Raw genomic sequence first — 21,527 nt, forward strand, 5'->3', positions numbered from 1 at the left:
GAGGGGTGATGCGCGTTCGGCGGCGTGTCGTCACGCCTTAAGCCGATGGAGGCGCACATGGCCCGGCGCACGGATCGGATCGTCCTCTGTTGCAAGTGCGCGTATCATTCGAGACGACAAGGTGGACGCTTCTAAAAACTGGCGGCGGGGGCCGGTTTCTGATTCCCTTTGGCGGAAGGGATCGGAGGCGAGTCGATGAGCGGTCAGGCGGGATTTTTTGATGTCGACGAGCGTTTGAAGCGGCTGAGCGGTCTTGGCGATCATCTGGAAGCCTTCGCGGCGGCGGTGGATTTTGAGATGTTCCGCGCCGATCTCGTTGCAGCCCTTGGCTATTGCGACGGGTCGCAGGGCGGCCGGCCGCCGTTCGATCCGGTGATGATGTTCAAGATCCTCGTCATTGCGGCGATGGACAATCTCTCGGACGAGCGCGCCGAGTTTCTGATCAACGACCGCATGTCGTTCATGCGGTTTCTGGGGCTGTCGCTTGCTGATCGGGTTCCGGACGCGCGCACGATTTGGCTGTTCCGGGAAAAACTCACCAGAGCTGGCGCGATCGAATCTTTGTTCGCGCGCTTCGACACAGCGCTGCGGGCGTCTGGCTTCATCGCCATGGCCGGACAGATCATAGACGCGACTCTCGTCGCCGCGCCGCGGCAGCGCAACACGCAGGAAGAGAAGCAGGCCATTAAAGAAGGCTGCATTCCCGAGGACTGGAAAGCGAAGCCCGCCAAGTTGCGCCAGAAAGATCGCGACGCGCGCTGGACGGTGAAGTTCACCAAGGCGAAGACGAAAGAGGACGGCTCGACGCCGCCCTGCGACATCGCGATCCCATTGTTTGGCTATCAAAACCACATCTCGATCGACCGCGGCTTCGGCTTCATCCGCACATGGTCGGCGACCGACGCCGCCGCTTATGAGGGCGCGCGGCTGCGCGACGGCTTGCTCGATAAGACCAACACGGCATCGAGCGTTTGGGCAGACACGGCCTATCGTTCGGCGGCTAATGAGACGTTCATGGAGAAGAACGGCTTTGTCAGCCGCGTTCATCGAAAGAAGCCGAAGGGCAAGCCGATGCCCGAAGCCATGCGCCGCGCCAATGCGGAAAAGTCGAAAGTCCGCTCGCGCGTCGAGCACGTCTTCGCCGAGCAGAAGGATCGAATGGGGCTCTTTATCCGCACGATCGGGATCGCCAGAGCCAAAGTGAAAATCGGCATGGCGAACCTCGTTTACAACTTCAAGCGGCTGGTCTTTCTCCAACGAACCGCCGCCGCCTGACGCCGAAGAATGGGCGCCAAGCGACGCCCTCAAACCCAGCGCACAGTCCCAAAACGCGCGCCGCGCACGAAACGATGCGTCGCTGCTCTCAAAATCGCGAAAACGCGGCGTTAATTACGATAAATGCCAAGAAATTCGTTTTGGCGATGGGCGGAATTGAAAATTCTCGTTTATTGCTCTGGCTAGCAAAACTCTATGGCAATACGCTCTTCGATGACTTTACGCCTATCGGAAAATATTGGATGGAGCATCCACACTTTACGCTTGGGCGAGCAATCGTTGACAGGGCTATGTCCGATAATAATTTTTACTCGTTGACTGCTGAAGCTCAAATAAACCGGCAGATCTTCAACTGCGGGTTTCGACTTGAGACTCAACGCTTCGAGGGAACAAAAAAAATTATTCGAGAGCTAATGTGTGTCGCGCCAGCGCTAGGCGAGAGAATGGCCTCATTGGCTAACAAAAAACTTGTTTGTGCAGTGACATTCAAAGCGGCTTGGGAGCAAGCCCCTGAAATATCGAATCAGGTGTCGCTCAGTGAAGCTCGCGACCGCTTCGGGATTCCCCGCGTTAATTTATTATGGAAAAAGAATGAACTTGATAGGAGAACAATTGTGGAATCGGTCGACGCGTTTAATAAGTTGATTATGGGAAATAATTTGGGGCGCATTCAACTGGACGCCTGGATGCTAGATGATGGAGAGTATCCGCTGAATGATGAACTTGCTGGATATCATCATATGGGAGGGACGCGCATGTCAATTTCTTCTAAATATGGAGTTGTAGATAAAAATTGCAAGGTGTTCGGTTCTGATAACTTATATGTCGCGGGATCATCCATATTTACAACGGGTGGCCATAATAACCCAACTCTACCCATTGTTCAATTTTCTTTGCGGTTAAAAGATCACTTGTTATCTCTAATGTGACCCGGGCGGATTGCAACTGATTTGGTTTTCGACCAAGTTCGTATCTATCTCGACGCGGCCGTCCTCCGGGAACAGCGTCAGCCCGTCCCAATGGTTGAGAAGACAGGCGACCGCCTTGGCCATATCGCTGCGCCCCGACAGACGCGCGCGGCCTGGGCGCGCAGGAAGACTTCGAGCTTAGCCCGTCCTATACATCGCGGCGCTGCAAGCGAGGCGTTCGTCGCCCGAAGCGTGGTAAGCATCCGGCGTGGGCCGCAGGGGTCTGGCAACGAGGCGTCAACGCTGGGGGCGGGACTTTAGGTCTTTGTGGATTTTGATGAGCTCGACGAGATTTTCGATGCCGAAGTCGGTGAAGGCCATGACGCCGTCATCGCCGACGCCGTAGACCCAGAAGACGCCGTCCTCCGTTTCCATTTCATTGGCGACGTCGTAGAGCCAGTCGACGCTTTCGCCGTAAGCGGTACGATCGCCCCACCTCGCATTTTTCCGCGCGATAAGCGAGACTCGCCGCGTTCTATTGGCGGGAGGTCGCAAATTCCATGCATCAAGCCAGGCATGATGCCGACTCGTACCGACGCGTCGAGGTGATCACGGGTGGTCGACGACGGCGCGATTGGAGCGAGGAGGAGAAGGCGCGGATTGTCGCGGAGAGCGCCGATCCCGACGCCAACATATCGGAGGTCGCGCGGCGCAACGGGGTGAGCCGTGGGTTGCTGACCGTGTGGCGGCGGCAAGCGCGTGAAGCGTCGTGTGGCGCGTCGGCGTTCGCGCAGGTGCGGATCGAGGGGACGCGAAGCTGTATGGCGGAAGGAGACCCCGGCGTCGACGTGGCCGCGAGGATCGAAATCGAATTCGCCGACGCGCGGGTGCGCGTGCCGCTGGGCGCCGATGTCGCGACACTGAGGAATGTCGTTGCGGCGCTGAGGTCTGCGCGGTGATCTCGTTCGGATCGGAAGTTCGCGTGTTCGTGGCGACGGCGCCGGTAGACTTCCGTCGTGGCGTACATGGCCTCGTCGCATTGGTCGCGGAGGGTCTGCAAGGCAGTCCCTATAGCGGCGACGTCTTTGTGTTCCGGTCAAAACGCGCGGACAAGCTGAAATTTCTGGTTTTCGACGGATCCGGAATGATTCTGGCGACGAAGTGGCTCGAGGAGGGCCGTTTCACGTGGCCGCCGATCGGCGCGGGAACGATGCGGCTGACGCCGACGCAATTTACGATGCTGTTCGACGGTCTCAGCGAGTGGATCCGGATAGCGCCGCGAACCGTGAACCGGCCGACAAAAACTGCTTGAAACGCCCGGTTTTACTGGCGATTCAGCGCGTCTTTTGCTATCTTATTTTCATGGCGCTCCGCCCCGAAGACCTGCCCAAAGACCCGGCGCTTCTGACCGAACTGGTGCTTGCCTTCGATGGCGAAATCGAGAGCTTGCGAGCAACGGTCGCGACGCTGACGAAATTGATTTTTGGCGTGCGCTCGGAGCGCTCGGCCGTGATCGGCGCCGAACAGTCCGCACTCGATCTTTTGGACGACGCGAGCGCCGCGCCGCGCGCGGCCAACGATGATGACGAGAGGCCAAGCCCGGCAAAGCCGCGTCGAAAGGCCAAACGCAACATTGGCGCCTTGCCGAAGCATCTGCCGCGCTGCGAACTGGTGATCGAGCCGGAAACGACGACATGTCGGTGCTGCGCTGGCGCGCTGCACCGCATCGGCGAAGATGTCAGCGAAGCGCTCGACAGAGTTCCGTCCGTGCTTCGCGTGCTTCGCACGATCCGCCCCAAATACGCGTGTCGGACTTGCGAAGGCGCGGTTGTTCAAGCCAAGGCGCGCGCACGTCTGGTCGAAGGCGGCATGGCCTCGACAGCGCTCGTCGCCTGGATCGCCGCGGCGAAGTTCGCGTGGGGCTCGACGCTGTATCGCCAGGCGCAGATCCTTGCCGGGCACGGCGTCAAGATCGACCGTCAGACGCTGGCTCGGTGGATGAAGCAGGCGGCATGGACGGTGAAAGGCCTGTACAGCTTGCAGCTTGCCGCCATGCACAGCCATCCTCGCCTGTTTTGCGACGAGACGCCCGTGCGGGTTCTGGATCCTGGGCGAGGGCGAACAAAGATCTGCCAGTTCTGGGCACACGCCACGGATGATCGATCCTGGAACGGACCGGCGCCGCCGGCCATCGCCTATGTGTTCGCGGGCGGCCGAGGCAAGAAGGAGATCCTTACGCAACTCGCGGGCTTCGAGGGCGTGCTGCAGGTCGACGGCTATGCGGCCTACGCCTCGCTGGCCGGGGACAAGAAGGCGTCGGGGAAAATCCGCCTAGCGTTTTGTCTCGTTCACGCACGCAGAAACTTCGTGGACGTCTACAAGACGACGAACTCGCCCTTCGCGAAAGACGTCATAGAGCGCATCGGCGCCGTCTACGCGATCGAGGAACGGATCCGCGGCCTTGACGCCGACCAGCGCCGCGCGGTCCGGCAGTCCGAGACGAAGCCGCTGATGGATACATTAAAGGCGCGCCTCGAAGCGACCAAGGACGGCATATCACGCCAGTCGAAACTCATCGGAGCAATCGACTACGCGCTCGAACGCTGGGCGGGTCTGACGTTGTTCCTCGAGGATGGACGGCTGGAGCCGGACACCAACGTCGTCGAGCGCTCGATCCGACCGATCAGCATCGGAAAAAAGAACAGCTTGTTCTGTGGCGACGAGGGCGGTGGGGAGACCTGGGCGATCCTCGCCTCGCTTCTCAACACGGCCAAACTCCACGGCGTCGATCCCGAGACCTATTTGGCCGACATCCTCGAGCGCATGGTATCTGGCGCGACGAAAAATCATCAGCTTCACGAACTCCTCGTTTGGAATTGGAAAGCCGCGCGCGAGGCCGAGAAGGTAGCGGCATGACAGTGGGAAACAGGCGAAAGGCGGCGAGGGCGACCAAGTCTGTCAAGACGATGGCCGATTACGCCATGCCGTTCGATCGGCTCGGCCTTTGGATCAGCGAACGCGCCCGATCAACATCGCTTCGCCGTCCCCAGGCGACATCGCTGTCGATGCTCGACGGCGCCGTAGCCGCGGTTGTCGCCGGTCCGATCTCGATGAATCCCGAGGAGTGGGTTTGTCCTCTGCTCGGCGTCGATGCGGACGCGTTCAATCACGACACTGAAGAGTTCTCTGCGATTGCCGCCACGCTTATGCGGCACAACGCAATCAGCAACACGTTGTCCACGAAGCCCGAAAGCTTCGAGCCTCTATTCGAGCGCAAGCCGGATGGCGAAATCGACGCACAGCCCTGGTGCATGGGGTTCTATGCCGTCATGAACCTCCGGCTGCTCACATGGTCCCGCTTGATGAACCCAAACATCATCGAGCATAGGTTGCTGCTGCCGATCCTGTTCCATTGCGTCGACCCGTCCGGTCGCCCAGTTCTCGCGCCCGAGCGGCGCGGTCCAGGCACGCGGTCCTTCACTCAAAATGCGTGGCGTGACATCCCGGCCGTCGTAGAAGCCATGCGCCAGTTCTGGATGCCGAACAGATACCAGAAAAAAGTGTAACCCCCGCCGGCGCCGCGGGACCAAGGGTGTCCTCGTGCCGCTTACCTTTCGCCGAGCGGACGCCTCGAAAAACCTCCCGGTTTTTGCGGCGGCGTGATTCGCTGTCTGTCGCGGCGCGGGGAGAATCGCGATGGGGCAGCAGCCGGGATTTTTCGATCTGGACGTAGCCATCCGGTGTAGCTTTCAATTACCCACATCTCCGGAGGGGCTTGCCCGATCTGAATCGGGCGTGATTCTGTCCGTGACGCCGAATCACTGGGGCGTCATGGATGCAGGTTGGATCAGAGACCGGTCAGGCCGGCTGGCAAGATGCCGAGGTGGCTGCGGCGAGTATTCCGGATAAACGTCTGCAACGTCGTTTGCGGCGGTTGTTGGAGCAACTTTCAGCCGCCCCTGGTAAGCCGGTTCCTGCGGCATGTGGCGATTGGGCTGCGACGAAGGCGGCCTATCGATTTTTCGATAATCCCCGCGTCACCGAGCATGGCGTGTTGTCGGGACACTTCGCCGCGACCGCGGCGCGATCCAAGGCTAGCGAAGGTCCAATCCTGATTCTGCAGGACACGACCGAATTCATTTGTACAAGTTGATATTTGATCTGACAGACGGCATGAGTTGGCCGATGTCGTTTCAGGCGGCGTTGCTCTCCTCGATGGCCTGAAGATGACCTGATTTTTCGCGCGCCAGCGGCAACGCGTCAATGAAGGTTTGCATCGGTGTCTTGCCGAAGCACCATTTGCCCTGATGCGGACGGATTTCGTTGAACGCGCGCATCCACAGGTCGAGATCGGCCTGCAGCTCATCGATCGTCGCATAGACCCTCTTGCGGAAGGCGATGCGATAGAATTCGTCGAGCATGGTCTTGTGGAAGCGTTCGACGATGCCGTTGGTTTGCGGGCTCTTCGCCTTGGTGCGTGTATGGTCGATGTCCTCGACCGCGAGATACAGCTCGTATTCGTGCCGCTCGGGGTTGCCGCAATATTCGGTTCCGCGATCGGTGAGCACGCGTTGCAGTGGAATGCCGTGCTCCTCGTAGAAGGGGATGACGCGGTCGTTCAAGAGATCGGCGGCGGTGATCGGCGTCTTGCGGTCATAGAGCTTGGCGAAGCCGACCTTGGCGTAGGTGTCGACGAAGGTCTGCTGGTAGACGCGGCCGACGCCTTTCAAGGTTCCCACATAGAAGGTGTCCTGCGCGCCGCAATAACCGGGGCATTCGGAAACGAATTCGCCATGCGCTTCCTTGTCGGACTTGGCTTTTTCCAGGGCGGCGACCTGCGCCTCGGTGAGGATCAACTGCTCCTGCGCCATCTTGGCTTCGAGCGCCTTCAGCCGGTGTTTCATGGTCGCGAGGTCGTGGCGCAGCCAGATCGAGCGCACGCCGAAAGGCGATACGCTGACGCCCTTCTTAGCCAGTTCGTTGGCGACACGCGTCTGCCCCCAGGCCGGCTGGTCGATCGCCATGGCGACGACCGCCGCCTCGGTCTCGGGCGCGACCCGGTTCTTCAGCAACGGCTTGCGGCGAGACAGTTCCTGCAGCGCCTGTTCGCCGCCTTTGTCATAAAGGTCCTTGAAGCGATAAAAGCTGTCGCGGCTGTAACCCATGATTTTGCAAGCTTGGCTGACGTTGCCGAGCTGCTTGGCCAGCTCGAGCAGGCCTGCCTTGGCGCGGATGATTTTCTGTTCCTGGGTCATTTCGGTGTCTCCTGGAGACGCCGTGGCGGGGGCTGCGCTACCCCGACCAACTCCGCCCCCGCCACGGCTCACATGCGTGGCTGAAAACACCGTCCGTCAGATTAAGTCAAAACTTATACAGATTACCTGTGCTGCTGAAGGGCCAATCAGCGACGACCTGAAAAACAAAATGCTCAGCGGCAAAACTATTCTAGTAACGACCTACCTCAAGCCCGGCGAGGGACTTCGGCACATATTGACTCTCGACGGCTTCAAAGAGGTCTACGACGCGCTCCGGGAGTGAGAGCCGAGGTAATGTGCGGTCGCTTCGCACAGCATCTCTCTTGGGAAGAGCTCCAGCGCCTCGCCGACCTGATCGGCCAGCCGCGCAATCTCCAGCCGCGCTACAACATGGCCCTGACGACTAGGATCGAAGTATCCGACCTTCGGCGGGCGGCAATGAGCTTGTGCCGATGCGATGGGGGCTTGTGCCGTCATGGTGGAAAAAACCGCTGCGCGACCTTCCTTCGACGTTCAACGCTCGCGCCGAAACGGTCGCCGAAAAGCCGATGTTCCGATCGGCGTTCAAGAGCCGCCGCTGCGTCATTCCGGCACCCGGCTTCTATGAGTGGACAGGCGCGAAGGGCGCGAAGACGCCCCACTACTTCAGCGCCAGATCGCCGGTCGCTCGCCTTCGCTGCGCTATGAGCCGCGAAGACCGGATAGTCCGAGCGCGCCATCCACGATTGGCTGTGAGACCTTCAAGATGGGATACAGCATTTTGGTCACGCACCCCGATGGATCGGACGCGCGCACTTCGAAGTAGTGGCGGGCGTATCGACGCCCTATACAACGGCGCTAGGCAGCCATAACTGCCATGGATGCCGACAAGACAACAATCGAGCGAGCGTTCGAACTTGCTCGCTCCGGAGATTGCAGAAGGGTCGGTGATATCGTCGCACGCCTTGACCGCGAAGAATACGACGGTCGGCAAATTCATGGGCGCGTTCTCAGAAAGCAGCTCGCGGACTTAATTAAAGAGACGAAGGTTAGAGCTCGCGATGCGGCAGGCTCGCGAAATGCTGGAAAAGACGCTGAACCTTGAAAACGCAGAGCCTCCATTTGCGACATCCGCCCTCGAAAGAATTGTTACGCTTGGCAATCGAGGGCATGACCACATGTTTTCGAGCGGAGGGCATATCGCTTGCGCACAAGCGCGAGGCGAACTTCCCGGCGCCGGGAAGTTTGAAACTAACCGACGGCGGTTAGTTCTATAATTCAGCCAAGAAAGAGAGCTAGCCCCGGTTGTTTGGACAGCTCCCCGCGAATTTTAAGTGGATCTCTGCCGGGGTTTGCTGAACGCGGGGCGTTTCGGTTTTGTCGCGGCGTCGGGAGGGCGTAGCCCGACCAGAGCTGCGACAAAACCGAAGGCGACAGTCATGCTGCCATGGCCGTTTCCTGTTTGCCGAAGTAGGCCTCGTCGGGCGTGCGCCCGTCAAGCGATGAGTGTGGGCGCCGCCCGTTGTAAAAGGTCAGATACCGGCCAATCGACGCACGCGCTTCGGACACAGTGTCGTAGGCGCGCAGATAGACCTCCTCGTATTTGACGCTGCGCCACAGCCGCTCGACGAAGACATTGTCGCGCCAGGCGCCCTTGCCGTCCATGCTGATCATGACCTTCGCATCCAGCAGCACGCTCGTGAAGTCGAGGCTGGTGAACTGGCTCCCCTGATCCGTGTTGAAAATCTCGGGCTTGCCGTGTTTCGCCAGCGCCTCCTCAAGCGCCTCGACGCAGAACGCCGCCTCCATCGTGATCGACACGCGATGCGAAAGGACGCGGCGGCTCGCCACGTCGACGACCGCCGCGAGATAGACGAATCCGCGCCGCATCGTAGCTGATGTCCATCGCCCAGACATGATCCGGCCCGCCACGCAGAAGATACGGGTAGATCTTGTGGCCGGCCGCCGGCTTGCTCGTATTCGGCCGCCGGTAGATCGCCTCGATCCCCATCCGCTTCATCAGCGTCGCGACATGCCGGCGGCCGACGACGGCGCCCTCGCGCCGCAACAGATCCCGCAGCATCCGCGCTCCGGCGAAGGGATAATCGAGATGCAGTTCGTCGAGACGCCGCATCAGCTTCAGGTCCTCGGCCGACACCGGCCGAGACTTGTAATAGACCGTGCTCCGCGAAAGGCCGAGCATCCTGGCTTGTTCTTTGATCGGGAAGGCGTGGCTGCGATCGATCATCGCTTTGCGCTCAGCAGGCCGGCTTTGCTGAGCGCGCCCTCTAAAAAATCATTGGCCAGGGTCAGCTCGCCAATCTTGGCGTGAAGCGACTTCAAATCCACGGCCGCCTCTTTCGGCTCCGCCTTCTCCTGCCCGAACACGCCCGCCGCGCCTTCCAGAAGCTGGCTCTTCCACGTCGTGATCTGGTTCGGATGCACGTCGAACTGCTTGCGCCAGTTCGGCCAGCGTCTTCTCGCCCTTGATCGCGGCCAACGCCACTTTCGCCTTGAACGCCGGAGAATGCGTCCGGCGGCTCCTCTTCGTCATCGAATGCTCCTGATTCGCAGCGAGAATCCTCGCCGCCGTCAGGCAGAAAATCCACTCATCTCACTGTCCGAATTTGCGGGGCCAGCTCTAAAGCTTGGCACGTTACGAAATGGTCGAGACCGTCTGTGATTGTCTCGCCGCCCTCAAAAGCTGACGAAGCTTCGCGACAATCTCCTACGGGCTTGTGCCGTTTCGCTCAAAGGCTTAAGCGCCGAATTCAAGGAGGATCGCTTTCAGAGGTCAGACCAGAAAATGCTCGCCGGCAGGAGGGGCATTCTTCGGTAAGCCTCGACAGGACCAACCACGCCTGAGTTGCTGGCAATCTGACATAGGGTTATCGTCGCCTGGTTCTTGCCGGCAATACGGGAAATGCATCGCCTTACCAGCGACCATCTGGAATTCAAAAGCGGGTGTATTTCGGCAAGCATGGCGTAAGGACCAACGACCAAATTCCCGCATTCCCCAGAGCGAGCGTATCATTGCCCTCCATTCAACCACACGTAATCTTTTCAGCCGCTGGCTGCACCGGTCTCGTAAACGGAACATCTCGATGCGCTGTCTCGTCGTTTCCGATCTGCATTACGCGCTTCCTCAGTTCGACTGGTTGACGAGCGTTGCGCCGAGATACGACCTGATCGTCTTCGCCGGCGACGCCTTGGACGTCGGCTCTATGGTGGACTTCAGCGCACAAACGCTCGTCGTCCAGAAGTATCTGCAGCGCGTCGCCGATAAAACACAGCTCATTTTCTGCTCCGGCAATCATGACCTCGACTTTCGTTCTGAATCTGGTGAGAAGGTTGCGCGCTGGATCGAGCGGCTGCATAAGCTCGGCATCGCGTGTGACGGCGACGCCCTCGTGATTGGGGACACGCTCTATTCGGTGTTTCCCTGGTGGGACGGTCCATCGGTGAAGGAGCGGTTGATTGCACAACTTTCCGCTGACGCCACGCGGCGCGCTACACGGCGTTGGATCTGGGCGCATCACGCGCCGCCACGTGATTCTCAGACAAGTTGGTCGGGCAAACAGAGTTTCGGCGATACGGAACTGACGGACTGGATCGCGCAATATTCACCGGACGTCGTCATCTCTGGCCATGTCCACCAATCCCCATTCGTCGAGAATGGCTCTTGGGCCGACCGCGTCGGATCGACTTGGATTTTCAACTCGGGTCGCCAGTATGGCTCGCCGCCCGCCTATATTGTGATTGACACCGCGATCGGGGAAGCGCTTTGGATTTCAGCGATGGGGGCCCAGTCCGTGCGGCTCGACGCGCCGCTTCCCCGGCCGATTCCGTCCCTGCATGCCTTACCCAATTGGTTCGAACCGGCGCCTTGACGTTGCGCTGCTAGTCGATGCCAGGTTCGCGGTCGGAACCGGGGTAAAAGTGACGTTCTTGCTGATGCATAAGGCTTTCCAGCACTTCCCCGACCATTTCGAGGTGATTGCCATACCCGGCGAATTGGCGCTTCAGATCAACGAGATAGGTCGTGCCGGCATTGAGCCGCCGTGCGAGCAGCTGTGCTAGAAGCCAGGACAGTTCCGGACGCGATTCAAAAAAAGCAGGGGCGTTCTCGACCGCATGTACCTTCGCGTCGCCGAGTGCGCGCACCGTAGCGGTGTGGGGCGCGACAAGCAGAACGGACATTTCCCCGACAATCGAGCCTGGCTCGTCAAGAATGGCGACTCGCGTGTCGCCGCGCAGTACTTCGAGCTGCCCCTCCGCGAGTGCATAGACGCGGCCGCTCAGTTCGCCTTCGGTGAGCAGCAGCGTGCCATCGGGGACGGCTTCAAGCGGAACCTCGGCGAAGTGTTGCAAAATCTCGCGCATCAATTTTGCCCAGCGTCTCTTCACGAAAGCTCGATCGGCGTCTTGCCCCTCGACACGCGATCGCCCCCCAGCGACCAAATGTCGGGTTATTCGAGGTAATGCAGGCCAAAGATAGCTTGCATTATGCATGCCGCGAATCCGGAACTCCAACTCAAGGCGCGCCCATTCCTAACCACAAAAATCGGCGTTCATCAAAGGGTGCCGGGCAATTTCGCTCCGGTGGCGACATAGTGGCGACATATCGATGAATAGGATGTCACGCCGGTGAAATTTTAAATATAAATTATTGATTTTTTTGGTGCGCAAGAGGGATTCGAACCCCTGACCCCATCATTACGAATGATGGGCTCTACCAGCTGAGCTATTGCGGCACAATTCAGGCTTGCGCCCTACTAAACCCCTACTTTTCTACTCTCGCCTTTGTCAAAGCATTAAGAACACGTCGTTTTCAGCGGTCCACCCGCTAATTACAATGTGTGGCCATCGGCCGCCAGCCCTGGCGGTTCTGTTCCCCGAGCGCCCGGCTGCGCAACCCCAGCCAGCTCCGCCGGGCGCTCAGCCGCTGGTCCAAATGCCGCTCTTAAACCAACATCCGAACTGGATCACCCGATGGGGGCCTACCACTACGGCGCTATGAAAAAAAGCGCGCGTCGCGAGCGGCTTGCTCCCAACCAGCTACACCATCACTGGGGGCACGACCGACGGTGCCGGCCATGACCTCTGACAAAGTCAGTCCCCATCACCTGGAGCGCAAGGCGCTGCTCTATGTACGCCTTCGGCCCATCAGGTTCTGCACAACCGCGAGAGCAGCACGCTGCAATACGCCATGCGAGACCGGCTGAAGATGCTTGGCTGGTCAGACATCGAGATCATCGATGACGATCTCGGCAGTTCGGCTGCGGGCGGCGCCGAGCGCGCCGGCCTCGAGCGAATGGTCGCACAAGTGTGCCTCGGAAAAGCTGGCGCCGTTTGCGCGCGCGAGGTGTCGCGCTTCGCACGCAACAGTCGTGACTGGCAGCAGCCGATCGAGCTGTGCCGGGTGGTTGAGCGCTCGAATGCTCGAACAGAATCAGCCGAAACCGACTTCGTCAACGGGCTGATAAGGACTACTCGCCTCCGAAATTCGCCAAAAACGCTCAATACATTTCTTGCGGTCGCAATTTAATGTTATTAATGAAACGTATGATCGACCTCCACTCACATATTCTACCGGGAATTGACGACGGGGCGGCCCATCTCGACATTTCCATCGAAATGGCCCGTATCGCGGAGGCTAGTGGGGTCACGGTTCAGGCCTGTACGCCGCATATTTTGCCCGGCGTGTACAACAACACAGGTCCACAAATTCTTCTTGCAACGATCGAGCTTCAGCGCCGGCTGGACGAAAAAGGGATTTCGCTGCGGCTGGTTGCCGGCGCCGACGCCCATGTGGTTCCTAACATGGTAGCAGGACTTCGCGAAAAAAGGATTCCGTCGCTTGCGGGTTCTCGATATGTGCTCGTCGAGCCTCCACATCACGTCCCTCTGCCTAGGATTGAAAATTTTTTCTTCGATATCTTGGGCGGAGGTTTTGTGCCCATTTTGACCCATCCTGAAAGGCTAACGTGGATCGAGACGCATTATGCGGTATTCAAAGAATTGTCCCGCGCCGGCACCTGGATGCAAGTAACATCTGGATCGTTGACCGGCGCTTTTGGCAGGAGGCCCAAGTATTGGGCGGAGCGGATGCTGAATGAAGGTCTTGTGAATATTCTCGCGACCGATGCCCATGGGGCGCGTCGCCGTCGACCCGATCTGGCGGAAGGCCGGGCTGTTGCGGCGACGTGGCTCGGCGAACAGGAGGCGGAAGAACTCGTACTTGTCCGCCCGCAGGCAATTCTCGATAATAGAGATCCTTCCGAAGTCAGTGCGCCCCCCAGCGTGGCGGACAGGCGCTGGGATAAAGGCATGAGTGGAACTGGCCATTCTGATGAGCACAATCGGCGTTCTCGCGGTTGGCGTAATTGGTTCTCTCAGACCATCAAAAGTCCGCGGGCAAATCGCGACCGGTAATCTTTATTGATCATTACCTTGGCGGACGGGTTGGCCAAGCGTCTCGGCGCTCCACGCAAGCATGGTAATCTGGCCTTTGGACCCAGTCGGTTGACGATCAAGCGAGCGTGAGAGGCCCTTCAGCATGAATGGTAACATCCAACTAAGTAAGATTAGATTTCAAAGTCGTGACACGCGCCGGGAAGTGCGTCACGTCGCCCTCGTTATGGACCGCCTCTCAGATTTGGCGGATCCCGATTGTTTGAACAATGAGCAGCATCAGCACCCGGCTCAAGCCGTGCGCGAAGCCGTCCGTGCCGCGCTTTTGCTCAGTATATCATATCTGACGATCCATTTGTCCCCTTTTAGATTGCCGATGACCCCGCGGGAGGATTGTGCGTTGTGCATGGAGATACTAAATCAGTTTATTCGCGAGAATCTCCCCGAGGTGCGGGCTCGGAATGTGCGCATAAAGATTATCGGAACGCCGTCGGACATTTCCTCCAGCGAAGCTAAATTTCTCCGCGAAAGCGTGGAAGCAACTGCTCGAAACACTGGAATGACATTGCTACTTGCCTTAGAATATGAAGCTCGGGAGGATATAGTGGCGGCCATCCGCTCCCTTGCGGGGCAAGTTGCCGAGGGCCGCCTCGATCCAGCTGAAGTCGATGCCAACAAGATTGGCATGAGCCTCGAAACGGCTGGCATTCCTGATCCGGATCTTATAATTCGTATTTCGCGCAAGCAGTGGTTGTCGAATTTCTTTTTATGGCAGTCAGCTTATGCAGAATTCGTCTTCCTGCCTATCAATTGGCGAGACTTTAACAAGGAGGCGTTCGACGCGGCAATCGGTGAATATACTCGTCGCGAGCGTCGATTCGGAGGTGTAACATCCCGCTCAGCGCCTTCGAGACAGATTGCTGGTTGAGGAAAGGGGAATCTCAGAGCCGATCTCAACCGCCCCGGGTTTGCCGAAGGCTCCAACTCTTGAGAGATTGGGGCCATGGAAACGAAGAAGACGTCGAAGAGCTTTTCCCCTGATGTATGGGATCGTGCGGTGCGGATGGTGCGGGAGCACCAGGGGGACTATGGCTCGGAATGGGAGGCGATTTTGTCGATCGCCTCGAAGATCGGCTGCACGGGAGAGAGTTTGCGGCGCTGGATGCGGCAAGCGGAATGGGAGAACCGCGAGCTGCGCCAGGCCAACGAGATTTTGCGTAAGGCGTATTTTGCGCAGGCGGAGCTCGACCGCCGGTTCAGGCCATGATCGCTTTCATCGACGATCATCGCGAGGCGCACGGGGTCGAGCCCATCTGCACGGTGTTGCCGATCGCCCCTTCCACTTACCACGCGCGGGCCGCGGGCCGCCGCGATCCCGCGCGGTTATCGCCCTGCGCCAGGCGCGACGCCGCGCTCTGCGAAAAAATCCGGCGCGTCTTCGACGAGAACTTCGGCATCAATGGCGCGCGAAAGGTCTGGCGACAATTGATCCGGGAAGGCGAGACAGTGGCGCGCTGCACGATCGAGCGGCTGATGCGAGCCATGGGCCTGCAGGGCGTGGTGCGCGGCAAGTCTATCAAAACGACGGTAAGCGACACAGCGGTGCCCTGTCCGCTCGACAAGGTCAACCGGCAATTCGTGGCGGATCGGCCGAATGAGTTGTGGGTGTCCGACTTCACTACGCCGCCACCTGGCGGGGCTTCGTCTATGTCACCTTCGTCATCGACACGTTCGCGCGCCGGATCGTCGGCTGGCAGCGAGCGGGACGGAAGATGAACTCGCGGCGGAACGGGCCGCGGCGAAAACGACGAGCGTCGCCAGCTTCGCACGCAAACGGCCGGAGCGCAATAGGTTTCCCGAGCATCTGCCGCGCGAGCACGTCGTGATCGAAACGCCGACGACCTGCGCCTGCTGCGGGGGCGCGCGCCTGCGCAAGCTCGGCGAAGACGTGACGCAGACGCGACCGTGCGGGAGAAGTTCTTTCGAGAAGATCACGCAAGCGCCGGCGCCGTTCCATGTCGTCGCGCGCGGCTGGGCCGGGCCGAGCCTTTTGGCGATGATCGCCTTCGAGAAGTTTTGGCCAGCATCAGCCCCTGAACCGTCAGGCGGAGCGTTATGCGCTTGAGGGCGCGCCGATCGCGCTGTCGACCAAAGCCGACGCGATCGGCTCCATTTGTGCGACGCTCGATCCGCTGCGGCGTCTGATCGAGGCGCATGTCTTATACCAATGGCTATGCGGGCTGACTCACGGGGGATTCCCCCGGCGCGAATTTTCTGACTCATTTGGCGCGAAGGAGATTCGCGCCATGCCAGCAGCGGTGAAATTACGAGAGGATTTCTCGGCCGAGCAGCTGCGGGCTTTGGCCCGGCGTTCGAAGGACGTCAATCAGAGCCGGCGGCTTTTGTCGCTGGCGGCGGTCCGCGACGGCAAGGACCGCGGCGAGGCCGCGAGGATTGGCGGGATGGATCGGCAGACGCTGCGCGATTGGGTGCATCGCTTCAACGCCGCTGGCCCGGAAGGTCTCTTCGACAATTGGACGGATGGTCCGAAATCGCGCCTGTCGGCGGAGCAGTTGGCCACATTTGCCAAGATCGTCGAGGCGGGACCGGATCGCGAGCGGGACGGCGTCGTGCGCTGGCGACGCGTAGACCTCAAGCGCGTCATCGCTGAGACATTCGGCGTCGATTTTCACGAGCGTTATGTGGGAGCGCTCCTCAAGAAACTCGGCTTCTCCCACATCAGCGCCAGACCGCGCCATCCCGCGCAGGACGGCGAGATCGTCGAGGCCTATAAAAAAACTTCGAAGCGACGCTGAAGGCGCATCTGGCCGATCTGCCCCCGCGAACGCCCGTCGAAATCTGGTTCCAGGACGAAGCCCGCATCGGCCAGAAGAACGGCCTCGTGCGACAATGGGCGCGGCGTGGAACGCGTCCGCGTCAGCCCGCTGATCAGCGCTACGCAAACGCTTATCTCTTTGGCGCAATCTGTCCGGCGAAGGGCAAGGGCGCGGCGCTGGCGCTCCCCTACGTCGACACCGAAATGATGCAGCTCCATCTCGACGAAATCTCGCGCCATGTCGAAAAGGGCGCACACGCCGTCCTGCTGCTCGACCGCGCCGGCTGGCACACGACGGCAAAGCTCGTCATGCCCAAAAACATCACGCCGATCCTGTTGCCGTCGCGCGCGCCAGAGCTGAACCCGGTCGAGAACGTCTGGCAGTATCTGCGTCAGAACTGGCTCTCCAACCGCGTCTTCGAGAACTACGACGCTATCATCGACGCCGCCTGCGACGCATGGCGAAAGCTCACCGATCAGCCAAAGACCATTGCTTCAATCGGAATGCGCGACTGGGCGCATATAGGTCAGGCGTTATGACCGTTGGTATTATCGGCCCTTTCGTCCTGACGCTCAACGAATGGCGCGTAGAAAATCACGATCCAGGCAAAGGAATAAGCGTCACCCCGCCGACCCAACCCAACTCCTTCGGAAAAGTCGGCCGCAACGATCCGTGTCCATGCGGATCAGGCAAAAAATACAAAAAATGTTGCGGCCTCAACTGATCCGCGGTCGTCCGATCACGCTTACCGGGGAGCTGCCAAAATAGCGGCTGAACTTCGAAACGGCGTTAAGGTAGGATCGCTGGGTCGCCGGCGAGAGATTGCGGACGGTCATGTCCTCGAGCATGCGACGGCGCAGAGGGCTCATCTCGGCCGTCTGGAAACCTCCTGTTTGAGAGTGGGCTGCAACACCCAAATCCTCTCAGACAGGAGGCCAATCACCAGACATCGCCGCACCCGCCGCGATCAGCGGCTTCGTTCAATCCCCTACCGATCTTCAGTCGCAAATTCGTCCACACGGCCTAGTTTTATAAATAGCTACTGAGAAATACATCAATTACTTAACAACAACCGAATCCTCAATAAAGCTGGACGCTTCTGTAATCGGTCAACCCTCATAGCCTTTGGGATCAGTCGCACCATAAACGCATCAGTGATTGAATATTTTTATTAAACAAAAGAAGAGTATCATCGTAACCGTACTCTTCAAAATAGTGCCTGCATATAAGGCGCATTTCTCTCATTATCTCTCGTTGTTTTTCGTCACGAATTCGGCTCTCAATCCAGCCTACACAAGCAATGCGTCGACCCTTGGTTATCTTATTCACTCGATGGATCCATCCAGTAGGGTATAAGTATATACTTCCAATGCGTGGCTTGATAGCTACTGGAAAAGGCCCGCCGGGCAGCTCCAAGATGAGCGCGCCACCCTTATAATTCTCTGGCCTTTCGAGGAAAATAGTGAACGAAATATCGGAGCGAATCTTCCCCATCAGTGCGCTGTCAGTGTGATTTCCATATTCCATACCCTCGTCGAACCGATTTATGATGGGCCACGTAACATCTCTTGTGAATGCATAATTCGCCACAGCCTCGCTCTTTAATACAAGTGATCTTATGTGCTCAGAAATTTCTTTGCCTTCGGCAGGTTCTAATTCCAGATTATTTTTAATATTTGCTGGTAGATCAGGCACAGTTATCTCACCAGATCTGAAAGGGAGTGTGAGAATTTTGTCACGTAACTCAATACTTTTAGCCTCATCGATAAAATCCTCTATTAGCAACATTTGCCGTCGGCCTTTCATCCAGTGTCATGTCCTGCATTACAGGAGCGGTTAAACGCATGTCAAATATTCTGCGAGCATCAGGCGCGCCCCTTTGTGATCGCTCATTAGGCCTTTTCAAAGCAACATGACCAGGGGCTCGCGCGAGGCGTCGCACACGACGTGGAGTTTGGAGGCTCAAGCGCCTTTCGTGCAACCGATACGATCGGACACTTCGAAGAACGGTTTTTTGGCGACACGAGCGGCATTAGGGCGGCGCGTGCGACGGTTATTGACGTGGGAAACGGGCTTTTGCCGTTGGCGGCGCGCCTGCTTTCGCGGCGAGCAAGGCGGTCATGCTGCCAGGGGCCGCGTCATCAGCCAGATGAAACGCGTCACATTATAGGCGATGTTGGCGAGGCCGATCTTCACCTGGCGCGCGTCGCGCCAATGCTGCGCACGAACAGACCGAAGCGATGTTTCTGCGCCGCGAACACGGTCTCCGCCGCTGAACGCGCTTTCGAGCGCGCCGCATTGGCCTTGGCTCGCGCCGCCGTCAGCGGCGATCCTTTGCGCCACTTCGAGCAAGCGGGCGCCGTCATGCGCCGCGTCGTTCATCACGGCAAATCGCCGGCGCCAATCGTAGATCTGCCAGCGCGTCGCTCCGTATCGGCGCGCGATATCGGCCACGACGGCGTCAGGCGTCAGACTCTCGGCGGCGATCCGAGCCTTCTCCGCCTTAGAGCGTCGCCGACGGCCCCGTCGGGCCGGCAACCTCAATCCGTCCCGCGTAGCCTTCCTTCGAGACGCCCAATTGGGCGTCCATTTTGACGTCTCTGGTCATATAGCCAGCCTCGAAAGCAAGGGCTTCTTCGCATAATCAGAAAATTTTCGGCAGAAGGGATCGGCTAAGCGCTTACGATTGACGATACAATTCGATCCTTCTCTCTTCCCCGAAGCCGATCTCTTTCGCTCTCTGCCGACGGCGCTTACGTTCAGCGGAACGTAAACCGCAGGGCATGAAGCCCTTTCACCCCGCTCCCAGATCCCTCCAACGCGTTCGCGTCGTCGCTCAGCGTGTAGAGCGTTTGCAGGATTAAAAAAGCTTGAACATCAGCACGGCGTCATAAGGTGGGCGTCCGCCCTCCGCGCCGTCGGAACGCTTCAGCGCGGCGGCGAGCGCCGGGCAAAAGACCTCGAAATCGACGAGCTCTTTGAGACGCGTCAGCGGATCGTCGACTTCCGACAGTTTCCGATGGCGCTCGTCCAGATGTAAGCGTCCGGCGAGACTTTCAATTACCCACATCTGCGTGTTGAACCGATAGCGATGCCGAAAGCGATATCTTGCAATTTGGTCAGGCCACGCCAGACGACCATGTTTCCTGGGGGAGGATCGCGCGTGCGAGCGAGATAGCCGCCGAGCATGGCGATCTGTAACAAGTAGGTTGCGACCGTTCGGCGCATGATGCGCGGTCTGGAGCGCGCCGCATCGATGCGGTCGAGTGTTTCAATCTCGGCAGGTGTGAGGACAGTCTCGGGTTTCGCGAGTGGTTGAGCCCGCGCAGACATGGTGATCCAAAAGATGCGCCAGCTGACGACTGTGATGAGGGCGAGCAACTTCACCAGCCGTTCGGCAGTCTGCAATTTCGCATCTTCGGCGCGGCAACCAGATTTCATGACCTTGTGGAACACCTCGATTTTCCAGCGCATTGCGTACCAGTCGAGCTTTTCGACGGCGGCTGCGAGATCGTCGACAGGCAGATTGGTCACGAGCCTCCAGTCGATCGGGTCGCGATCCGAAGGCGGGTCGACTTCGAGGGCGTGAATGTAGAAAAGGGTTTGTGGCGCGTATCGCTTTTGTTTGCCGATGGGCGGCAATGTCTTCACCGAGGCAAACTTGATCTGCAAGAAAGCAGTTTCGTCATCACCGCCAATCGCGACCTGGTGACGACCAGACCACGGGATCGCGGCGAGTTGGGAAAAGACACGATGGGCCGCATCCGTCGGCGCTGCTTCTGTCGGTGGCTCGGCCAGCCGGTTGGTCTGAACGCGCACGAGGAACCGCGTTCCGAGAACCTGTGCGAGGCAGAAGAGTTCGTAAATGTCACTTTCCCGATCGCCGACGTGCACGCAGCGCTCGGGCGAACCCATAAGCGCGATGGATTGGCGCAGATTCTCAAGCCAGCGATAGCTTTCCTTCGTCTCTATCGGTACGCGCGTTTGGTTCACGAGGCGCTTGATCGCGGCCGTTCCTTTGAACTTGCTGCGCGTCCAGAACTTCACCGCCGCCAAGCCGAGCGGCGTCCTGCTGGTAGTGACGGCTAGACTCGAATGCATCAAAACGCCGCATAATGTCCGCGTATTGGGTTGGCCGGCTTTGTAGCGCCCGGCGTTGATGGTCTTCGTGAAGCCAATCTTGCCAGGCGACTCGCGGCTATAAATGAATTGTATAAGTTTTGACTTAATCTGACGGACGGTGTTTTCAGCCACGCATGTGAGCCGTGGCGGGGGCGGAGTTGGTCGGGGTAGCGCAGCCCCCGCCACGGCGTCTCCAGGAGACACCGAAATGACCCAGGAACAGAAAATCATCCGCGCCAAGGCAGGCCTGCTCGAGCTGGCCAAGCAGCTCGGCAACGTCAGCCAAGCTTGCAAAATCATGGGTTATACCAACGGTCATAACGCCTGACCTATATGCGCCCAGTCGCGCATTCCGATTGAAGCAATGGTCTTTGGCTGATCGGTGAGCTTTCGCCATGCGTCGCAGGCGGCGTCGATGATAGCGTCGTAGTTCTCGAAGACGCGGTTGGAGAGCCAGTTCTGACGCAGATACTGCCAGACGTTCTCGACCGGGTTCAGCTCTGGCGCGCGCGACGGCAACAGGATCGGCGTGATGTTTTTGGGCATGACGAGCTTTGCCGTCGTGTGCCAGCCGGCGCGGTCGAGCAGCAGGACGGCGTGTGCGCCCTTTTCGACATGGCGCGAGATTTCGTCGAGATGGAGCTGCATCATTTCGGTGTCGACGTAGGGGAGCGCCAGCGCCGCGCCCTTGCCCTTCGCCGGACAGATTGCGCCAAAGAGATAAGCGTTTGCGTAGC

The 21,527-nt window shown here is 59.0% G+C and carries 24 protein-coding genes, 1 tRNA gene, 5 pseudogenes and 1 other annotated feature; of the genes and pseudogenes, 18 read left to right on the plus strand and 12 right to left on the minus strand.

Going from position 1 to position 21,527, the window contains the following annotated elements:
* Nucleotides 1-195 precede the first annotated feature (195 nt).
* Nucleotides 196-1,275 carry a transposase gene (locus IYY11_RS04365; RefSeq protein ID WP_196402883.1) on the plus strand — a complete coding sequence of 360 codons (1,080 nt, stop codon included), beginning with the start codon at nucleotides 196-198 and terminating at the stop codon, nucleotides 1,273-1,275.
* Nucleotides 1,276-1,349: 74 nt separating this feature from the next.
* Nucleotides 1,350-2,204, plus strand: a complete 855-nt coding sequence (locus tag IYY11_RS04370) for a GMC family oxidoreductase (RefSeq protein WP_196402884.1) — start codon at nucleotides 1,350-1,352, stop codon at nucleotides 2,202-2,204.
* A 27-nt stretch (nucleotides 2,205-2,231) separates the two neighbouring features.
* On the opposite strand, the pseudogene IYY11_RS04375 reads toward IYY11_RS04370, so the two are convergent.
* Together IYY11_RS04375 and IYY11_RS23445 are read right to left on the minus strand one after the other, a co-directional pair.
* A pseudogene (locus tag IYY11_RS04375) lies at nucleotides 2,232-2,345 on the minus strand (transposase); the annotation flags it as partial.
* Between the two features lie 135 nt (nucleotides 2,346-2,480).
* Complete coding sequence (locus IYY11_RS23445) at nucleotides 2,481-2,699, minus strand: hypothetical protein (RefSeq protein ID WP_196402901.1); 219 nt, start codon at nucleotides 2,697-2,699, stop codon at nucleotides 2,481-2,483.
* Between the two features lie 44 nt (nucleotides 2,700-2,743).
* Here IYY11_RS23445 and tnpA point away from each other — a divergent pair, with 44 nt between their 5' ends.
* From tnpA to IYY11_RS04405, 5 genes are all read left to right on the plus strand, one after another.
* The gene (gene tnpA, locus IYY11_RS23235) at nucleotides 2,744-3,142 is read left to right on the plus strand and encodes an IS66-like element accessory protein TnpA (RefSeq protein WP_196402885.1); all 399 of its coding nucleotides are present in this window, start codon (nucleotides 2,744-2,746) and stop codon (nucleotides 3,140-3,142) included.
* A complete protein-coding gene (tnpB, locus tag IYY11_RS04390) occupies nucleotides 3,139-3,495 on the plus strand; it encodes an IS66 family insertion sequence element accessory protein TnpB (protein ID WP_196402886.1) in 357 nt (118 codons plus the stop codon). The genes tnpA and tnpB overlap by 4 nt, the downstream gene beginning before the upstream one ends.
* A gap of 50 nt (nucleotides 3,496-3,545) precedes the next feature.
* Complete coding sequence (tnpC, locus tag IYY11_RS04395; RefSeq protein ID WP_196402887.1) at nucleotides 3,546-5,099, plus strand: IS66 family transposase; 1,554 nt, start codon at nucleotides 3,546-3,548, stop codon at nucleotides 5,097-5,099.
* A gap of 65 nt (nucleotides 5,100-5,164) precedes the next feature.
* A complete protein-coding gene (locus tag IYY11_RS04400; protein WP_281431675.1) occupies nucleotides 5,165-5,749 on the plus strand; it encodes a UPF0149 family protein in 585 nt (194 codons plus the stop codon).
* 269 nt (nucleotides 5,750-6,018) lie between these two features.
* Nucleotides 6,019-6,336, plus strand: a complete 318-nt coding sequence (locus IYY11_RS04405; protein ID WP_246719616.1) for a transposase DNA-binding-containing protein — start codon at nucleotides 6,019-6,021, stop codon at nucleotides 6,334-6,336.
* Nucleotides 6,337-6,376: 40 nt separating this feature from the next.
* On the opposite strand, the gene IYY11_RS04410 is transcribed toward IYY11_RS04405, so the two are convergent.
* Nucleotides 6,377-7,438: an IS481 family transposase gene (locus tag IYY11_RS04410; RefSeq protein WP_196402888.1), complete on the minus strand. Its 1,062-nt coding sequence runs from the start codon at nucleotides 7,436-7,438 to the stop codon at nucleotides 6,377-6,379.
* Nucleotides 7,439-7,514: 76 nt separating this feature from the next.
* On the opposite strand from IYY11_RS04410, the gene IYY11_RS04415 reads away from it, so the two are divergent.
* The 3 genes from IYY11_RS04415 to IYY11_RS04425 all read left to right on the plus strand — a co-directional run bounded on the left by IYY11_RS04415 (nucleotide 7,515) and on the right by IYY11_RS04425 (nucleotide 8,522).
* Nucleotides 7,515-7,721, plus strand: a complete 207-nt coding sequence (locus IYY11_RS04415) for a hypothetical protein (RefSeq protein ID WP_196402889.1) — start codon at nucleotides 7,515-7,517, stop codon at nucleotides 7,719-7,721.
* A gap of 169 nt (nucleotides 7,722-7,890) precedes the next feature.
* Complete coding sequence (locus IYY11_RS22795) at nucleotides 7,891-8,289, plus strand: SOS response-associated peptidase family protein (RefSeq protein WP_246719617.1); 399 nt, start codon at nucleotides 7,891-7,893, stop codon at nucleotides 8,287-8,289.
* Between the two features lie 5 nt (nucleotides 8,290-8,294).
* The gene (locus IYY11_RS04425) at nucleotides 8,295-8,522 is read left to right on the plus strand and encodes a hypothetical protein (protein ID WP_196402890.1); all 228 of its coding nucleotides are present in this window, start codon (nucleotides 8,295-8,297) and stop codon (nucleotides 8,520-8,522) included.
* Nucleotides 8,523-8,854: 332 nt separating this feature from the next.
* Here the strand turns inward: IYY11_RS04425 and IYY11_RS04430 are convergent.
* Nucleotides 8,855-9,971, minus strand: a pseudogene (locus IYY11_RS04430) (IS3 family transposase).
* A 550-nt stretch (nucleotides 9,972-10,521) separates the two neighbouring features.
* On the opposite strand from IYY11_RS04430, the gene IYY11_RS04435 reads away from it, so the two are divergent.
* Entirely contained in the window at nucleotides 10,522-11,307 is a 786-nt protein-coding gene (locus tag IYY11_RS04435) for a metallophosphoesterase (RefSeq protein ID WP_196402891.1), read from the plus strand.
* A 10-nt stretch (nucleotides 11,308-11,317) separates the two neighbouring features.
* On the opposite strand, the gene IYY11_RS04440 is transcribed toward IYY11_RS04435, so the two are convergent.
* The gene (locus IYY11_RS04440) at nucleotides 11,318-11,800 is read right to left on the minus strand and encodes a cyclic nucleotide-binding domain-containing protein (protein WP_196402892.1); all 483 of its coding nucleotides are present in this window, start codon (nucleotides 11,798-11,800) and stop codon (nucleotides 11,318-11,320) included.
* A gap of 296 nt (nucleotides 11,801-12,096) precedes the next feature.
* Nucleotides 12,097-12,171, minus strand: a tRNA-Thr gene (locus IYY11_RS04445).
* Between the two features lie 473 nt (nucleotides 12,172-12,644).
* Between IYY11_RS04445 and IYY11_RS04450 the strand changes: the two genes are divergently transcribed.
* From IYY11_RS04450 to IYY11_RS22805, 7 genes and pseudogenes are all read left to right on the plus strand, one after another.
* Nucleotides 12,645-12,965, plus strand: a complete 321-nt coding sequence (locus IYY11_RS04450; protein ID WP_246719625.1) for a recombinase family protein — start codon at nucleotides 12,645-12,647, stop codon at nucleotides 12,963-12,965.
* 8 nt (nucleotides 12,966-12,973) lie between these two features.
* Entirely contained in the window at nucleotides 12,974-13,852 is an 879-nt protein-coding gene (locus IYY11_RS04455) for a CpsB/CapC family capsule biosynthesis tyrosine phosphatase (RefSeq protein WP_312029696.1), read from the plus strand.
* A gap of 124 nt (nucleotides 13,853-13,976) precedes the next feature.
* Nucleotides 13,977-14,759: a polyprenyl diphosphate synthase gene (gene uppS / locus IYY11_RS04460; RefSeq protein ID WP_196402893.1), complete on the plus strand. Its 783-nt coding sequence runs from the start codon at nucleotides 13,977-13,979 to the stop codon at nucleotides 14,757-14,759.
* A gap of 75 nt (nucleotides 14,760-14,834) precedes the next feature.
* A pseudogene (locus IYY11_RS22800) lies at nucleotides 14,835-15,588 on the plus strand (IS3 family transposase); the annotation flags it as partial.
* Nucleotides 15,053-15,169, plus strand: a sequence feature (AL1L pseudoknot). (Overlaps the previous pseudogene by 117 nt.)
* Nucleotides 15,582-16,053, plus strand: a pseudogene (locus tag IYY11_RS04475) (transposase); the annotation flags it as partial. The pseudogenes IYY11_RS22800 and IYY11_RS04475, both read left to right, overlap by 7 nt.
* A gap of 84 nt (nucleotides 16,054-16,137) precedes the next feature.
* A protein-coding gene (locus IYY11_RS04480; RefSeq protein ID WP_196402903.1) for an IS630 family transposase occupies nucleotides 16,138-17,207 on the plus strand; the annotation gives its coding sequence in 2 pieces (ribosomal slippage) (nucleotides 16,138-16,624 and nucleotides 16,624-17,207; 1,071 coding nt in all).
* Nucleotides 17,204-17,392: an SEC-C metal-binding domain-containing protein gene (locus IYY11_RS22805; RefSeq protein ID WP_246719618.1), complete on the plus strand. Its 189-nt coding sequence runs from the start codon at nucleotides 17,204-17,206 to the stop codon at nucleotides 17,390-17,392. The genes IYY11_RS04480 and IYY11_RS22805 overlap by 4 nt, the downstream gene beginning before the upstream one ends.
* A gap of 25 nt (nucleotides 17,393-17,417) precedes the next feature.
* Here the strand turns inward: IYY11_RS22805 and IYY11_RS04490 are convergent.
* From IYY11_RS04490 to IYY11_RS04515, 6 genes and pseudogenes are all read right to left on the minus strand, one after another.
* A pseudogene (locus IYY11_RS04490) lies at nucleotides 17,418-17,537 on the minus strand (phage integrase N-terminal SAM-like domain-containing protein); the annotation flags it as partial.
* Nucleotides 17,538-17,799: 262 nt separating this feature from the next.
* Nucleotides 17,800-18,456: a Fe2+-dependent dioxygenase gene (locus tag IYY11_RS04495; protein WP_196402904.1), complete on the minus strand. Its 657-nt coding sequence runs from the start codon at nucleotides 18,454-18,456 to the stop codon at nucleotides 17,800-17,802.
* A gap of 330 nt (nucleotides 18,457-18,786) precedes the next feature.
* Nucleotides 18,787-19,206, minus strand: coding sequence for a transposase (locus IYY11_RS23715; RefSeq protein WP_409455221.1), 420 nt, complete (start codon nucleotides 19,204-19,206; stop codon nucleotides 18,787-18,789).
* Between the two features lie 322 nt (nucleotides 19,207-19,528).
* Nucleotides 19,529-19,738, minus strand: a complete 210-nt coding sequence (locus IYY11_RS04505) for a hypothetical protein (RefSeq protein WP_196402896.1) — start codon at nucleotides 19,736-19,738, stop codon at nucleotides 19,529-19,531.
* Nucleotides 19,729-21,021 carry an IS4 family transposase gene (locus tag IYY11_RS04510; protein WP_281431676.1) on the minus strand — a complete coding sequence of 431 codons (1,293 nt, stop codon included), beginning with the start codon at nucleotides 21,019-21,021 and terminating at the stop codon, nucleotides 19,729-19,731. The genes IYY11_RS04505 and IYY11_RS04510 overlap by 10 nt, the downstream gene beginning before the upstream one ends.
* A gap of 84 nt (nucleotides 21,022-21,105) precedes the next feature.
* On the minus strand, nucleotides 21,106-21,527 hold a 422-nt coding region (locus IYY11_RS04515; RefSeq protein WP_196402897.1), incomplete at its 5' end, for a transposase.

The organism is Methylocystis sp. H62 (assembly GCF_015709515.1).
Taxonomy (GTDB): domain Bacteria; phylum Pseudomonadota; class Alphaproteobacteria; order Rhizobiales; family Beijerinckiaceae; genus Methylocystis.

Excerpts from the sequence above, each read along its gene's own strand:
- IYY11_RS04365 (WP_196402883.1), top strand. The coding sequence starts at position 196 with ATGAGCGGTCAGGCGGGATTTTTTGATGTCGACGAGCGTTTGAAGCGG.
- IYY11_RS04455 (WP_312029696.1), top strand. The coding sequence starts at position 12,974 with ATGAAACGTATGATCGACCTCCACTCACATATTCTACCGGGAATTGAC.
- tnpA (WP_196402885.1), top strand. The coding sequence starts at position 2,744 with ATGCATCAAGCCAGGCATGATGCCGACTCGTACCGACGCGTCGAGGTG.
- IYY11_RS04405 (WP_246719616.1), top strand. The coding sequence starts at position 6,019 with ATGCAGGTTGGATCAGAGACCGGTCAGGCCGGCTGGCAAGATGCCGAG.
- IYY11_RS04410 (WP_196402888.1), bottom strand. The coding sequence starts at position 7,438 with ATGACCCAGGAACAGAAAATCATCCGCGCCAAGGCAGGCCTGCTCGAG.
- IYY11_RS04495 (WP_196402904.1), bottom strand. The coding sequence starts at position 18,456 with ATGTTGCTAATAGAGGATTTTATCGATGAGGCTAAAAGTATTGAGTTA.
- IYY11_RS04370 (WP_196402884.1), top strand. The coding sequence starts at position 1,350 with ATGCGTCGCTGCTCTCAAAATCGCGAAAACGCGGCGTTAATTACGATA.
- IYY11_RS04435 (WP_196402891.1), top strand. The coding sequence starts at position 10,522 with ATGCGCTGTCTCGTCGTTTCCGATCTGCATTACGCGCTTCCTCAGTTC.
- IYY11_RS04440 (WP_196402892.1), bottom strand. The coding sequence starts at position 11,800 with ATGCGCGAGATTTTGCAACACTTCGCCGAGGTTCCGCTTGAAGCCGTC.
- tnpC (WP_196402887.1), top strand. The coding sequence starts at position 3,546 with ATGGCGCTCCGCCCCGAAGACCTGCCCAAAGACCCGGCGCTTCTGACC.
- IYY11_RS04505 (WP_196402896.1), bottom strand. The coding sequence starts at position 19,738 with ATGTGGGTAATTGAAAGTCTCGCCGGACGCTTACATCTGGACGAGCGC.
- IYY11_RS22795 (WP_246719617.1), top strand. The coding sequence starts at position 7,891 with ATGCGATGGGGGCTTGTGCCGTCATGGTGGAAAAAACCGCTGCGCGAC.
- uppS (WP_196402893.1), top strand. The coding sequence starts at position 13,977 with ATGAATGGTAACATCCAACTAAGTAAGATTAGATTTCAAAGTCGTGAC.
- IYY11_RS22805 (WP_246719618.1), top strand. The coding sequence starts at position 17,204 with ATGACCGTTGGTATTATCGGCCCTTTCGTCCTGACGCTCAACGAATGG.
- IYY11_RS04450 (WP_246719625.1), top strand. The coding sequence starts at position 12,645 with ATGCTTGGCTGGTCAGACATCGAGATCATCGATGACGATCTCGGCAGT.
- IYY11_RS04425 (WP_196402890.1), top strand. The coding sequence starts at position 8,295 with ATGGATGCCGACAAGACAACAATCGAGCGAGCGTTCGAACTTGCTCGC.
- IYY11_RS04400 (WP_281431675.1), top strand. The coding sequence starts at position 5,165 with ATGCCGTTCGATCGGCTCGGCCTTTGGATCAGCGAACGCGCCCGATCA.
- IYY11_RS04510 (WP_281431676.1), bottom strand. The coding sequence starts at position 21,021 with ATGATTTTCTGTTCCTGGGTCATTTCGGTGTCTCCTGGAGACGCCGTG.